14 protein-coding genes and 1 pseudogene are annotated in these 12,960 nt (G+C 68.4%); 2 read left to right on the forward strand and 13 right to left on the reverse strand.

The window, feature by feature from the left end:
- Nucleotides 1–3 precede the first annotated feature (3 nt).
- Together ACX28W_RS27045 and ACX28W_RS27050 are read right to left on the reverse strand one after the other, a co-directional pair.
- Nucleotides 4–423: a hypothetical protein gene (locus ACX28W_RS27045; protein WP_459002100.1), complete on the reverse strand. Its 420-nt coding sequence runs from the start codon at nucleotides 421–423 to the stop codon at nucleotides 4–6.
- Between the two features lie 7 nt (nucleotides 424–430).
- Entirely contained in the window at nucleotides 431–700 is a 270-nt protein-coding gene (locus ACX28W_RS27050) for a hypothetical protein (protein ID WP_459002183.1), read from the reverse strand.
- Here ACX28W_RS27050 and ACX28W_RS27055 point away from each other — a divergent pair.
- Nucleotides 683–778, forward strand: a pseudogene (locus ACX28W_RS27055) (LuxR C-terminal-related transcriptional regulator); the annotation flags it as partial. The gene ACX28W_RS27050 and the pseudogene ACX28W_RS27055 sit on opposite strands and share 18 nt — an antisense overlap.
- A gap of 141 nt (nucleotides 779–919) precedes the next feature.
- A complete protein-coding gene (locus ACX28W_RS27060) occupies nucleotides 920–2,746 on the forward strand; it encodes a glycosyl hydrolase family 18 protein (protein ID WP_459002101.1) in 1,827 nt (608 codons plus the stop codon).
- A gap of 91 nt (nucleotides 2,747–2,837) precedes the next feature.
- Here the strand turns inward: ACX28W_RS27060 and ACX28W_RS27065 are convergent, their stop codons facing one another.
- From ACX28W_RS27065 to ACX28W_RS27115, 11 genes are all read right to left on the reverse strand, one after another.
- Nucleotides 2,838–4,112, reverse strand: a complete 1,275-nt coding sequence (locus ACX28W_RS27065; protein ID WP_459002103.1) for an IPT/TIG domain-containing protein — start codon at nucleotides 4,110–4,112, stop codon at nucleotides 2,838–2,840.
- Nucleotides 4,113–4,261: 149 nt separating this feature from the next.
- Nucleotides 4,262–5,008, reverse strand: a complete 747-nt coding sequence (locus ACX28W_RS27070) for an IPT/TIG domain-containing protein (protein WP_459002104.1) — start codon at nucleotides 5,006–5,008, stop codon at nucleotides 4,262–4,264.
- Between the two features lie 491 nt (nucleotides 5,009–5,499).
- Nucleotides 5,500–5,712 (reverse strand): hypothetical protein, encoded by a 213-nt coding sequence (locus ACX28W_RS27075; RefSeq protein WP_459002105.1) that lies wholly within the window; start codon nucleotides 5,710–5,712, stop codon nucleotides 5,500–5,502.
- Between the two features lie 370 nt (nucleotides 5,713–6,082).
- Complete coding sequence (locus tag ACX28W_RS27080; protein WP_362077100.1) at nucleotides 6,083–6,529, reverse strand: DUF2550 domain-containing protein; 447 nt, start codon at nucleotides 6,527–6,529, stop codon at nucleotides 6,083–6,085.
- Nucleotides 6,530–6,658: 129 nt separating this feature from the next.
- The gene (locus ACX28W_RS27085) at nucleotides 6,659–7,033 is read right to left on the reverse strand and encodes a F0F1 ATP synthase subunit epsilon (RefSeq protein ID WP_459002107.1); all 375 of its coding nucleotides are present in this window, start codon (nucleotides 7,031–7,033) and stop codon (nucleotides 6,659–6,661) included.
- 162 nt (nucleotides 7,034–7,195) lie between these two features.
- Complete coding sequence (gene atpD, locus ACX28W_RS27090; RefSeq protein ID WP_459002108.1) at nucleotides 7,196–8,632, reverse strand: F0F1 ATP synthase subunit beta; 1,437 nt, start codon at nucleotides 8,630–8,632, stop codon at nucleotides 7,196–7,198.
- Nucleotides 8,632–9,549: a F0F1 ATP synthase subunit gamma gene (locus ACX28W_RS27095; protein WP_459002110.1), complete on the reverse strand. Its 918-nt coding sequence runs from the start codon at nucleotides 9,547–9,549 to the stop codon at nucleotides 8,632–8,634. The genes atpD and ACX28W_RS27095 overlap by 1 nt, the downstream gene beginning before the upstream one ends.
- 21 nt (nucleotides 9,550–9,570) lie before the next feature.
- On the reverse strand, nucleotides 9,571–11,160 hold the full coding sequence (atpA, locus tag ACX28W_RS27100) for a F0F1 ATP synthase subunit alpha (protein WP_459002111.1): 1,590 nt from the start codon (nucleotides 11,158–11,160) through the stop codon (nucleotides 9,571–9,573).
- A gap of 130 nt (nucleotides 11,161–11,290) precedes the next feature.
- Nucleotides 11,291–12,112: a F0F1 ATP synthase subunit delta gene (locus tag ACX28W_RS27105; RefSeq protein WP_459002112.1), complete on the reverse strand. Its 822-nt coding sequence runs from the start codon at nucleotides 12,110–12,112 to the stop codon at nucleotides 11,291–11,293.
- Nucleotides 12,109–12,654, reverse strand: a complete 546-nt coding sequence (locus ACX28W_RS27110; protein WP_459002113.1) for a F0F1 ATP synthase subunit B — start codon at nucleotides 12,652–12,654, stop codon at nucleotides 12,109–12,111. The genes ACX28W_RS27105 and ACX28W_RS27110 overlap by 4 nt, the downstream gene beginning before the upstream one ends.
- Nucleotides 12,655–12,695: 41 nt before the next feature.
- Nucleotides 12,696–12,932 (reverse strand): ATP synthase subunit c family protein, encoded by a 237-nt coding sequence (locus ACX28W_RS27115; RefSeq protein ID WP_459002115.1) that lies wholly within the window; start codon nucleotides 12,930–12,932, stop codon nucleotides 12,696–12,698.
- Nucleotides 12,933–12,960 lie beyond the last annotated feature (28 nt).

Raw genomic sequence — 12,960 nt, forward strand, 5'->3', positions numbered from 1 at the left:
CTCTCAGGTGTCCTGCTGGAGCTCACCGTCCGCGGTGAGCCCCAACGCCCCTGTCAGGGCCTGGTCGCACCCTTCCTTGGCCTGCCGCAGGGTGACCGTGCGGGAAGCCTCCAGGTCCGGTGTGCCCTGCCCGCCGGACAGCTTCAGGCTCACTTCCGGCCGCCGTTCGTCGAAGCCTTCGGGCAGCCGCAGCTTGACCCGGACCTTGTCGCCGTACACCCTCGGCGCACCGCTTCCACAGTGCGTGGCGACGCACAGCCAGTACGTGGCGTCCGGGCCGTAGGGGAGGGCTTCGGCCTGCCAGGTCACGGAGACCTGTGGGATGACGTCGAGCACTTGGCACGGCTTCGCCGTCCCGCCACAGGCGGTCAGCACCCCCAGTGCGGCGACGACGGCACCGGCACAGCGCAGGGCCCGGCTCACCACTTCTTCACCAGGCCGGCAGCGCGTCCTCGGCCGGCTTGATGTCGGTGAAGATGATCTCGCAGTCGTAGTCGGTGGCGTCGGAGCAGTCCTTGTCGTCGTTCCAGCCGTCGTCGTCGCCGTCGGAGCCGATGCCCCAACCGGAGCAGAGCCCGCCGGAGATCACACCCTTGGCATAGACGTGGCCGTTCCCGAGCACGGTGTAGATGGGCCCGCCGGAGTCACCGGGGTAGTCGCAGGTCCCGGAGCTCTTCTTACCACGACGGTGAAGACGCACGTCAGCCGCCTGCTGGGGAAGCTCGAGCTGCGCAGCCGGGTCCAAGCGGCAGTGCTGGCGCAGGAGTTGGGGGTCTGAGCAGACCTGCGGCTCAGTGGTCCAGACCTATTGACCTCTGGTCCAGACCTTTCTATGCTCCCCGCACTGCGCTATGTCATGCCATGCCCACGACACCCGGCGCCCCGCCCCGGAGGCGCACAACAGGAGAGGAGGCGCAGCATGCGCTTCAGACACCGAGTCGCGGCAGGGTTCGCGTCCCTGCTGCTCCCGCTCGCCGGATTGGTCGGCCTCGCGAGCCCCGCCCAGGCGGCCACCTCCGCCACCGCCACGTACGCCAAGACCCAGGACTGGGGTACGGGCTTCGAAGGCAAGTGGACGGTCACCAACACCGGGACCACCAGCATCAGCTCCTGGACGATCGAGTGGGACTTCCCCTCCGGTACGTCCGTCACCTCGGCCTGGGACGCGGACGTCACATCCTCCGGCACCCACTGGACCGCCAAGAACAAGTCCTGGAACGGCACCCTCGCCGCCGGTGCCTCCGTCTCCTTCGGCTTCAACGGCGCCGGTTCCGGCGCACCCTCCAACTGTCTGCTGAACGGCGGAAGTTGTGACGGCGGTCCCACCGTCCCCGGCGACAATCCGCCCTCCGCTCCCGGCACTCCCACCGCCTCCTCGATCACCGACACCTCGGTGAAGCTCGACTGGAGCGCTGCCACCGACGACAAGGGCGTCAAGAACTACGACGTGCTGCGCGACGGCACCAAGGTCGCCACCGTGACGACGACGTCGTACACGAACACCGGTCTCACCGCCGGCACCGACTACTCGTACACCGTCCAGGCCCGTGACACCGCCGACCAGACCGGTCCGGTGAGCGGCGCGGTCGCGGTGCACACCACCGGCGGCACCACCACTCCCCCGCCCACCGGCTCCGCCGTCAAGCTCGGCTACTTCACCGAGTGGGGCGTCTACGGCCGCAACTACCACGTGAAGAACCTGGTGACCTCGGGCTCCGCGTCCAAGATCACGCACATCAACTACGCGTTCGGCAACGTCAAGAACGGCCAGTGCGTGCTCGACGACGCCTACGCGGCCACCGACAAGGCGTACACCGCCGACCAGTCCGTCAGCGGCGTCGCCGACACCTGGGACCAGCCGCTGCGCGGCAACTTCAACCAGCTGCGCCAGCTGAAGGCCAAGTACCCGCATATCAAGGTGCTGTACTCCTTCGGCGGCTGGACCTACTCCGGCGGCTTCGGCCAGGCCGCGGCCAACGCAGCGGCGTTCGCCAAGTCCTGCAAGGCCGTCGTGGAGGATCCGCGCTGGGCCGACGTCTTCGACGGCATCGACATCGACTGGGAGTACCCGAACGCCTGCGGCCTGACCTGCGACACCTCCGGCCCGGCGGCGTTCAAGAACCTGATGTCCGCGCTGCGCACCGAGTTCGGCTCGAACTACCTGGTCACCGCGGCCATCACCGCCGACGGCTCCTCCGGCGGCAAGATCGACGCGGCCGACTACGGCGGCGCCGCACAGTACCTCGACTGGTACAACGTGATGACGTACGACTACTTCGGCGCCTTCGACGCGGACGGCCCGACCGCCCCGCACTCGCCGCTCACCTCGTACCCCGGCATCCCGGCCGCGGGCTTCAACTCCGCCGACGCGATCGCCAAGCTCAAGGCCAAGGGCGTCCCGTCCGCCAAACTCCTGCTCGGCATCGGCTTCTACGGCCGCGGCTGGACCGGCGTCACCCAGTCCGCCCCCGGCGGCACGGCGACCGGTGCGGCACCCGGCACCTACGAGGCGGGCATCGAGGACTACAAGGTCCTGAAGAACTCCTGCCCGGTCACCGGCACCGTCGCGGGCACCGCGTACGCGCACTGCGGCAGCAACTGGTGGTCGTACGACACCCCGTCGACGATCGCCGGGAAGATGACCTGGGCCAGGAATCAGGGCCTGGGTGGCGCGTTCTTCTGGGAGTTCAGCGGAGACACCAGCAACGGTGAGCTGGTGAACGCCATCAGCAACGGGCTGAACTGACGCCCGGGCAACCGCACTCCGAAATCTGAAGCCGGAGAGGCAGGTCCCCCTGCCTCTCCGGCTTCACCCGCGCTCAGGGCGCGGGATACGGTCAGATGGCGGGCGAAGCGACCCGTGTGTACGTCAGGCCGTTGCTGGTGGCGGCGGGCGTGGTCACCGTGACGGAGACCGGCCCGGCGGGCCCTGCCGGCGCGACGGCGGTGACCTGCGTCGGGGAGACCACCGTGAACGACGCGGTGACCGCGCCGAACTGGACGCGGGTGGCGGTCGCGAGATTGCTGCCGGTCAGCGTGACCACCGTACCGGCGTGTGTCGGCCCCTGGGCCGGTACCAGGGAGGCCAGCACGGGCGCGTCGAGGAAGACATAGCCGAGGGGGTTGCTGGTGCCGCCGGGGGTGGTCACCGTGACCTCGATGGCACCAGGGGCATGGCTCCGGGTCACCGCGGTGATCTGCGTGGCGGAGTCGACGGTGAACGAGGCCGCCGCCACGCCGTCGAACCGCACCGCTGTCGCACCGAGGAGGTTGTTGCCGGTGAGCCTGACCGTGGTGCCGCCCGCCGTGGGTCCGGAGGCAGGATCGAGGGCGGTCAGCGTGGGCAACGCGACGTAGAAGAAGAACGCGTTGGGGTCGTCGGGGTCGCTGGTGCCGGAGGGAGTGGTCACCGTGACGGCCGCGGCGCCTGCCGCGCGGGCAGGGGTCACCGCGGTGATCTGGGTGCCGCTGTTGACGGTGAACGAGGTGGCCGCCACCCCGCCGAACCGCACCGCCGTCACATTGGTGAATCCCGTGCCCGTCAGCGTCACCGTCGTCCCGCCGGAGACCGGACCCTGATTCGGCGACAGACCGGTGACGGAGGGAGCGGCGACGTAGGTGAACGTGAGGGCGTTGCTGGTGCCGCTCGAAGCGGTCACGGTGACGTCGGCCGGGCCTGCGGCGCGGGCCGGGCTGACCGCGGTGATCTGGGTGCCGCTGTTGACGGTGAACGAGGTGGCCGCCACCCCGCCGAACCGCACCGCCGTCACATTGGTGAATCCCGTGCCCGTCAGCGTCACCGTCGTCCCGCCGGAGACCGGACCCTGATTCGGCGACAGGCCCGAGAGGGTGGGAGCCGTGGCATAGGTGAAGGGCACGGACTGGGTGCTGGTGCCCTGGGTTGTGATGACGTTGACGTTCACGGTTCCGCTGCCGGACGGGGTCACAGCCGTGATCTGCGTGCTGCTGTTGACGGTGAATGACGTGGCGGGGGTGAATCCGAACCGGACGGTTGCCACTGACGTGAAATCAGTTCCGGTCACGATGACGGTGGTACCACCCGAGGGCGGCCCCTGGTTGGGGCTGACCGAAGAGACCACAGGGGCGGCCATGGCTGTACTCCTTCACACAGGACTGAGGGATCGATGACGCGTGCGGCCACGAAATGGCAGGGCTTCGGAGTCGAGCCCGTCCGGGCGGAGGGGGGACTGCCGCCCGGACGGGGGTTTGCGCCTCCCTGTACTGGAGGCGATCGGACCGGTCAGATACCGGGCCCGGCGACGTAGTCGAAGCCGCCGATTTCGGTGTCCGATCCGGCCGGGTTGGTCACGACCACGTCGGCCGCTCCCGCGGTGCCGGGCGGGGTGACCACGGACAGCGTGCTGGCGTTGATCGCCGAGAACGGCGCCGTGGCGCCGCCGACGGTGACCGATTCCGTGCTGCCCAGGTTGGAGCCGGTGATGGTGACCGCCGTACCGCCCGAGGTCGGACCCGTGTCCGGGCTGATGGTGGTGATCGCGGGGAGGTCGATGTAGGTGTAGCTGAACCCGTTGTTGGTGCCGCCCGCGGTGGTCACGCTCACTGACACCGCACCGGCCGCCGCGCCCGCGGGCACGACGACGCTGACCGAGCTGTCACTGATCACGGTCGGCGTGGCGGAGTTCGCGCCGAAGGCCACACTGGTGGCCGTCGACAGACCCGTGCCGCTGATGGTGATCGTGTTGGTGCCGGCCAGCGGCCCGGAGGTGGCGCTCAGGGCCGCCTTGAACGGGGCGCCGACGTAGAAGAACGACACGGGGCTGCTGGTGCCGCCCGGGGTGGTCACCGTGATCCCGACCGTGCCGGTTCCCGACGGAGAGACCGCGGTGACCTGCGTCGGGGAGACGTTGGTGACGCTCGTGGCGGACTTGCTGCCGAACTTCACCGCGCTGGTGTTGGACAGGTTCGTGCCGGTGATGGTCACCAGGGTTCCGCCCCCGGTGGAACCTTGATTCGGAGAGATGGGCATGAGGACACTCCTCGCTCGTTGCTGGGGACATTGCGAGGAACCGACAAGGTTGGGCCAGCCACTGGCTGCCGCGTCGCAGAGGTGGGACCGCCGCCGAAAGCACGTCGGCCTCTTCCTGCTCCGTTCCGATGCGGCGAGCACCGCTCAGCGGGTGCTGCCGCGCCCCAGGGGAACGAACCGGCACTGACCTCGCGCGATGGCCGGGTGCACCGCAGCTACCGCTGTCTCTCCCGGGCAAGGAAAAACCGGCGAGCGCTGCCTGTCCGAACGTTCCCCCGGCTCGGGATGGGCAGCCCGCCGGTTCACACTCTCAGTGACCCATGCATCCAATTGAGCGACAAGACACAGCCGCCCCTATCACCCGAACGGAGTACGTTCTCGCCCCTTTTTCCCTTCTCGCCCCTCCTTCTGTCGAACTTCCGTTCCTTGGCCCCACTCTTGTCTGGACACGATGGTCGGGGCCAGGCCCGGGGCTTGGCCCCGACCATCGGTCACGCCGGGCAGCCGGGGACCGCTCCGGGGGGCGTCCACTCGTCGGGTGCGTTGTCCGCCACCCGCGTACCCGTCAGGGTGACCGAGCCTCCGGCGTGGTTGCCGTCCACCTCCGTGGCCGGCAGTCGCAGCGTGCTGCCGTCGTCGGCGATGCCTCCGCCGGCCGAGGCGGCCACGTCGGCCGGCGGTGAACAGTCCTCCGCCCTGTCCACGGATACCGAAGCACTCAGTAACGCGGTCGTTGCCGGCGCCCGAACGTTCTTCACCCCGGCCGGTGCTCCCTCAGGGATCCGGCACGCCTCAGCGGCCGGAAGCGGTTATGAACCTGAGCCATTCGGGTGACATATGCCAATTGCCTTGCGGCTGCTGCCCGGGAAATGGATTACTGGAATGGATCTAACCGGTGGGCCGCCCATTCCCGCCGGGGGATGCGGCAGTCGGTCCACCTGCGGCTTTTCTGCAGGAGCTCGGGTGATCACACCGGCATACCGCGATGGGCACCCCTGGTGGAGAATTTGGATCCCGTTCAGCCGGTGCCGTTCGCGGCACCGGCTGATGCGGCCGGTCAGACCACAACAGCCATCAGGCGACGTTCACCCGCTGCCCCGGAGGCGCCGCCTCGAGCCACGCGAGGAAACCGGTCAGCGCGTCTTCGCTCATCGCCAGTTCGAGCCGCGTACCCCGGTGCACACAGGCCAGGATGATCGCGTCGGAGAGCAGGGCCAGCTCCTCCTCGCCCTCCGGGGTGCGGCGGCCGGCCACCTCGATCGCCGAGCGTTCCAGGACGCGGCGCGGGCGGGGGGCGTAGGAGAAGACGCGGTACCACTCGATGCGGTCGCCGTTGTAGCGGGCGACGCCGTAGCCCCAGCCTTTGCCGTTGGTGTCGCTCTTCTCCGGGACGTCCCAGCGCAGGCTGCAGTCGAAGGTGCCGCCGGAGCGCTGGATCAGTCGGCGGCGCAGGCCGAAGACGAACAGCCCCACCACCACAAGGGCCACTACCAATCCGCACACAGTCAGAGCGAGGACCATCGACACCGACCTCCTCGTCTCCTAGGTAACGGAAAAGAAAAAACCTCCGCATTCGCCTCAGCCGCGGCGGGGTCCGGAGTCATCCGGTCCCCGCCGCGGCTGAGGCAAAGCATCACACGACGCGCTGGGTCAGCGCGCCGACACCGCACGAAGTCGGACGTCCGCGCGGCGCTCGGCGGACTCGTCGCCCTCCGCCTTCGCGCGCTCGAGCTCCCGCTCCGCACGCTGGACATCGATCTCGTCCGACAGCTCGGCGATCTCGGCCAGCAGCGACAGCTTGTCGTCCGCGAACGAGATGAAACCGCCGTGCACCGCGGCCACGACCGTTTCACCATCACTCGTACGGATGGTCACCGGGCCCGACTCCAGCACACCGAGCAGCGGCTGGTGACCGGGCATGACGCCAATGTCGCCGGACGTGGTACGCGCGACGACCAGGGTGGCCTCGCCGGACCAGACACTGCGGTCCGCGGCGACGAGCTCGACATGCAGCTCAGCAGCCAAGGTGGGCTCCTCGGGTCACCACCCGGCCGTTGCCGCCGGGTGTTGGGTCAAAGTCTAATGGGCGTACGGAGGGGGACGGGACGCACCCCGCGAGGTGCGGCCCCGCCCCCCTCCTCACGAACACGAGTTCCTCAGGACACGAGTTCCTCAGGAACACCAGGTTCAGGAGACGCCGAGCTCCTTGGCGTTGGCCTTGAGGTCCTCAATGCCACCGCACATGAAGAACGCCTGCTCCGGGAAGTGGTCGTACTCGCCGTCGATGATCGCGTTGAAGGCCGCGATCGACTCGTCCAGCGGGACGTCCGACCCGTCGACGCCGGTGAACTGCTTGGCGACGTGGGTGTTCTGGGACAGGAAGCGCTCCACGCGACGGGCACGGTGGACGGTGAGCTTGTCCTCCTCGCCCAGCTCGTCGATACCGAGGATCGCGATGATGTCCTGGAGGTCCTTGTACTTCTGGAGAACCGACTTCACGCGCATGGCGGCCGTGTAGTGGTCGTCCGCGATGTAGCGCGGGTCCAGGATGCGGGACGTGGAGTCCAGCGGGTCCACGGCCGGGTAGATGCCCTTCTCGGAGATCGGACGGGACAGAACCGTCGTCGCGTCGAGGTGGGCGAAGGTGGTGGCCGGGGCCGGGTCGGTCAGGTCGTCCGCGGGGACGTAGATCGCCTGCATCGAGGTGATCGAGTGACCACGGGTCGAGGTGATGCGCTCCTGGAGGAGACCCATCTCGTCGGCCAGGTTCGGCTGGTAGCCCACCGCGGAGGGCATACGGCCGAGCAGGGTCGAGACCTCGGAACCGGCCTGCGTGAAGCGGAAGATGTTGTCGATGAAGAACAGCACGTCCTGCTTCTGGACGTCACGGAAGTACTCCGCCATCGTCAGACCCGCGAGGGCCACGCGCAGACGGGTGCCCGGGGGCTCGTCCATCTGGCCGAAGACAAGCGCCGTCTTGTCGATGACGCCGGACTCCGACATCTCCTCGATGAGGTCGTTGCCCTCACGGGTGCGCTCGCCGACACCGGCGAACACGGAGACACCGTCGTGGTTGTTGGCGACGCGGTAGATCATCTCCTGGATGAGCACCGTCTTGCCGACACCGGCACCACCGAACAGACCGATCTTTCCACCCTTGACGTACGGGGTGAGAAGGTCGATGACCTTGACGCCGGTCTCGAACATCTCGGTCTTCGACTCGAGCTCGTCGAAGCGCGGGGCCTTGCGGTGGATGGACCAACGCTCGCCGTCGTACTTCTCGTCGACGTTCAGCACCTCACCGAGGGTGTTGAACACCTTGCCCTTGGTGAAGTCACCGACGGGGACGGTGATGCCGTCGCCGGTGTCGGTGACCGGGGACTGGCGGACCAGACCGTCGGTGGGCTGCATGGAGATCGTGCGGACCAGGCCGTCACCCAGGTGCTGGGCGACTTCCAGGGTCAGCGTCTTCTTCTCGCCGGCGTTGGCCGGGTCGGCCACCGTGACGTGAAGGGCGTTGTAGATGTCCGGCATCGCGTCGACGGGGAACTCCACGTCGACGACCGGGCCGATGACCCGGGCGACGCGGCCCGTGGCAACGGCCGTCTCAGAAGTCGTCGTCATTACTTGTCACTCCCCGCGGTCGCGTCGGCAAGGGCTGCGGAGCCACCGACGATCTCGCTGATTTCCTGGGTGATTTCGGCCTGGCGGGCCGCGTTGGCAAGGCGGGAGAGCGAGGTGATCAGGTCTCCCGCGTTGTCGGTCGCCGACTTCATCGCGCGGCGCGTGGCGGCGTGCTTGGAGGCAGCCGACTGGAGCAGCGCGTTGTAGATACGGCTCTCGACGTACCGCGGCAGCAGGGCGTCAAGGACGTCCTCCGCCGACGGCTCGAACTCGAACAGCGGAAGAATCTCGCCCTTGCTGGGCGCCTCCTCCGCGACCTCTTCGAGGCGCAGCGGCAGCAGGCGGCCGTCGACCGCCGTCTGCGTCATCATCGAGACGAACTCGGTGTAGACGATGTGGAGTTCATCCACGCCGCCGTCCGCCGTCTCCTTCTCGATGGCCTCGATCAACGGACCCGCGACCTTCTTCGCGTCCGCGTAGGTGGGCTCGTCGGTGAAGCCCGACCACGACTCCACGACCTTGCGATCGCGGAAGTTGTAGTGGGCGAGACCGCGGCGGCCGACGATGTACGAGTCGACCTCCTTGCCCTCGGCCTCAAGACGGGCGGTCAGCTGCTCCGCCTGCTTGATGGCGTTGGAGTTGAAGGCACCGGCCAGTCCGCGGTCGCTCGTGAGGAGCAGCACCGCGGCACGGGTCGCCGTCTCCGCCTCCGTGGTCAGCGGGTGCTTGGTGTTCGAACCGGTACCGACCGCCGTGACCGCGCGGGTGAGCTCGGTCGCGTACGGCGTGGAGGCCGTCACCTTGCGATGCGCCTTGACGACACGCGAGGCGGCGATCATCTCCATCGCCTTGGTGATCTTCTTGGTCGCGGTGACGGATCGGATGCGACGCTTGTAGACCCGGAGCTGGGCTCCCATGAGTCAGGTCCCTTCCTTACGTCACTTGGCAGCGGCCGGAGCGACCTCGCCGAGAAGCTTCCCGTCCGAGGTCTCGAACTGCTTCTTGAAGTCCGCGATGGCGTCGGCGACAGCGGTGAGGGTGTCGTCGGACATCTTGCCGCCCTCCTTGATGGAGGTCATGAGGCCCTGCTCCTTGCGGTGCAGGTACTCCAGGAGCTCCTTCTCGAAGCGGCGGATGTCGACGACCGGTACGTCGTCCATGCGACCGGTGGTACCGGCCCACACGGAGACGACCTGGTCCTCGGTCGACATCGGCTGGTACTGAGCCTGCTTGAGCAGCTCGACCATCCGCTGACCGCGCTCCAGCTGGGCCTTCGACGCGGCGTCCAGGTCGGAACCGAAGGCGGCGAACGCCTCCAGCTCACGGAACTGGGCGAGGTCCACGCGCAGACGGCCGGAGACCTGCTTCATCGCCTTGTGCTGGGCGGAACCACCGACGCGGGAGACGGAGATACCGACGTTCAGCGCGGGGCGCTGACCGGCGTTGAACAGGTCCGACTCCAGGAAGCACTGGCCGTCGGTGATGGAGATGACGTTGGTCGGGATGAACGCCGAGACGTCGTTGGCCTTCGTCTCGACGATCGGCAGACCGGTCATCGAGCCCGCGCCCATCTCGTCGGAGAGCTTCGCGCAGCGCTCCAGCAGACGGGAGTGCAGGTAGAAGACGTCACCCGGGTAGGCCTCGCGGCCCGGCGGGCGGCGCAGCAGCAGGGACACGGCGCGGTAGGCGTCGGCCTGCTTCGAGAGGTCGTCGAAGATGATGAGGACGTGCTTGCCCTCGTACATCCACTGCTGGCCGATGGCCGAACCGGTGTACGGCGCAAGGTACTTGAAGCCGGCCGGGTCGGACGCCGGGGCGGCGACGATGGTCGTGTACTCCAGCGCGCCGGCCTCTTCGAGCGCACCACGCACGGAGGCGATGGTGGAGCCCTTCTGACCGATGGCGACGTAGACGCAGCGGACCTGCTTCTTCGGGTCGCCGGTGCGCCAGTTGTCGCGCTGGTTGATGATCGTGTCCACGCAGAGCGCGGTCTTGCCGGTCTGGCGGTCACCGATGATCAGCTGGCGCTGGCCACGGCCGACCGGGGTCATCGCGTCGACGGCCTTGTAGCCGGTCTCCATCGGCTCGTGCACCGACTTACGGGCCATGACGCCCGGGGCCTGCAGCTCGAGGGCGCGGCGACCGGACGTCTCGATCTCGCCGAGGCCGTCGATCGGGTTGCCGAGCGGGTCGACAACGCGGCCGAGGTAGCCCTCGCCGACGGCCACGGAGAGCACCTCACCGGTGCGCTGCACCGGCTGGCCCTCCTCGATGCCGCTGAACTCACCGAGGACGATGGCGCCGATCTCGCGCTCTTCCAGGTTGAGCGCGAGGCCGAGGGTGCCGTCCTCGAACTTCAGCAGTTCGTTGGCCATGGCCGAGGGGAGACCCTCGACCTTCGCGATGCCGTCGCCGGCAAGGGTGACCGTACCGACCTCCTCGCGCGAGGCCGCGTCCGGCTTGTACGACTGGACAAAGTTCTCCAGCGCGTCCCGGATCTCCTCCGGCCGGATCGTGAGCTCCGCCATCTGGGTTCCCTGCTCTCCTTGTTGGGCCCGAAGTTTCACTTGGGGGGATGGGGACTCCCCCTAAGAGAGGTGAATCCTCTGCACGGCCCAACGAGGGCCGTAATTGCGTACTGCTGTGCTTATGGAGTTGCTAGCTCGCCATGCGGCGGGCGGCGTCCTCAAGTCGGTCCGCGATGGAGCCGTTGATGACCTCGTCACCGACCTGCACCCGGATCCCACCGAGGACCTCGGGGTCCACGTCGAGGTTGAGGTGCATCGGGCGGCCGTAGAGCTTCGCCAGAGCGGCGCCGAGGCGCTGCTTCTGTCCGTCGCTCAGCGGGACCGCCGAGGTGACGACGGCGACCATGCGATCGCGGCGATCGGCGGCGAGCTTGGACAGGGACTCGAGTCCCGCCTCCAGGCTACGTCCCCGCGGCGCGGTCACAAGGCGCGTCACCAGACGCTCGGTCGTCGCGTTGGCCCGCCCGCCGAGCAGGCTGCGCAGCAGCTCGCTCTTGGCCGCCTTCGAGGCGGTGCGGTCGGTCAGTGCGGCGCGCAGCTGGGTGTTCGAAGAGACGATCCGGCCGAACCGGAACAGCTCGTCCTCGACGTCGTCGAGCGCGTTCACCCGCTGGACCGCCGTGAGGTCGGCTGCGTTCGCCAGCTCCTCGAGGGCGTCCACCAGGTGGCGCGACTGCGTCCAGCGCGAGCGCACCATTCCGGCCACCAGGTCCGCGGCGGGGCCGCCTACCTGACCACCGAGCAGGCGCTGGGCCAGCTCGGCCTTGGCCTCGCCGGGCTGCGCCGGGTCCGTGAGGACCCGACGCAGCGACACCTCGCGGTCCAGCAGCGCGGTGATCGAGGCCAGCTCGTCGGCGAGCTGCGCCGCGTCCACCGAGGTGCTGTCCGTCAGCGCGTCGAGACGCTCACGTGCGGCTGCGGTTGCCTCGCGGCTCGCTCCGTGTGCTGTCATCGAGCCGCCTCGGCCTTCTCCTCGAGCTCGTCGAGGAAGCGGTCGATGACGCGGCTCTGCCGGGCGTGGTCGTCCAGGGACTCGCCGACGAGCTTGCCGGCCAGGTCGGTGGCGAGCTTGCCCACGTCGCCGCGCAGCGCCTGTGCGGCGGCCTTGCGGTCGGCCTCGATCTGCGTGTGACCGGCGGCGATGATTTCCTCACGCTGCCGCTGGCCTTCCGCGCGCATCTCGGCGATGAGCGTGGCGCCCTGCTCCTGCGCCTCCTGGCGCAGCCGCGCGGCCTCGTGCCGGGCCTCGGCGAGCTGGGCCTTGTACTGCTCCAGCACGCTGTGGGCTTCGGTCTGAGCGGCCTCGGCCTTCTCGATACCGCCCTCGATGGCCTCGCGACGCTCTTCCAGAACCTTGTTGATGTTCGGGAGGAGCTTCTTGGCGAGGAAGCCGAAGACGATGACGAAGGCGATCAGGCCAATGACCAGCTCGGGGATCGGCGGAATGAGGGGATTTTCCATCTCCTCAGCCGCGACAGTGAGCAGCTGGCTCATATCAATGCCTTTCGTCTAGTGGGCTGTCGTGGATCCGACGATCACGGGCCGTAGACGAACGGCATGACCAGACCGATGAGGGCGAGCGCCTCACAGAAGGCGAAGCCGAGAATCTGGTTGGCGCGGATCAGGCCGGCGGCTTCGGGCTGGCGGGCAAGCGCCTGGGTGCCGTTACCGAAGATGATGCCGACGCCGACGCCAGGGCCGATGGCGGCGAGGCCGTAGCCGATGGAACCGAGCGAACCGGTGACGGCGGCGAGGGTCTCAGTGGCAGCCATGCTGATTCTTCCTTCTCTGTACGGACCG

The sequence above is a fragment of the Streptomyces sp. SD15 genome (genome assembly GCF_054462255.1).

Excerpts from the sequence above, each read along its gene's own strand:
- ACX28W_RS27110 (WP_459002113.1), bottom strand. The coding sequence starts at position 12,654 with ATGAGCCAGCTGCTCACTGTCGCGGCTGAGGAGATGGAAAATCCCCTC.
- ACX28W_RS27095 (WP_459002110.1), bottom strand. The coding sequence starts at position 9,549 with ATGGGAGCCCAGCTCCGGGTCTACAAGCGTCGCATCCGATCCGTCACC.
- ACX28W_RS27080 (WP_362077100.1), bottom strand. The coding sequence starts at position 6,529 with ATGGTCCTCGCTCTGACTGTGTGCGGATTGGTAGTGGCCCTTGTGGTG.
- ACX28W_RS27060 (WP_459002101.1), top strand. The coding sequence starts at position 920 with ATGCGCTTCAGACACCGAGTCGCGGCAGGGTTCGCGTCCCTGCTGCTC.
- ACX28W_RS27065 (WP_459002103.1), bottom strand. The coding sequence starts at position 4,112 with ATGGCCGCCCCTGTGGTCTCTTCGGTCAGCCCCAACCAGGGGCCGCCC.
- atpD (WP_459002108.1), bottom strand. The coding sequence starts at position 8,632 with ATGACGACGACTTCTGAGACGGCCGTTGCCACGGGCCGCGTCGCCCGG.
- ACX28W_RS27070 (WP_459002104.1), bottom strand. The coding sequence starts at position 5,008 with ATGCCCATCTCTCCGAATCAAGGTTCCACCGGGGGCGGAACCCTGGTG.
- atpA (WP_459002111.1), bottom strand. The coding sequence starts at position 11,160 with ATGGCGGAGCTCACGATCCGGCCGGAGGAGATCCGGGACGCGCTGGAG.
- ACX28W_RS27115 (WP_459002115.1), bottom strand. The coding sequence starts at position 12,932 with ATGGCTGCCACTGAGACCCTCGCCGCCGTCACCGGTTCGCTCGGTTCC.
- ACX28W_RS27105 (WP_459002112.1), bottom strand. The coding sequence starts at position 12,112 with ATGACAGCACACGGAGCGAGCCGCGAGGCAACCGCAGCCGCACGTGAG.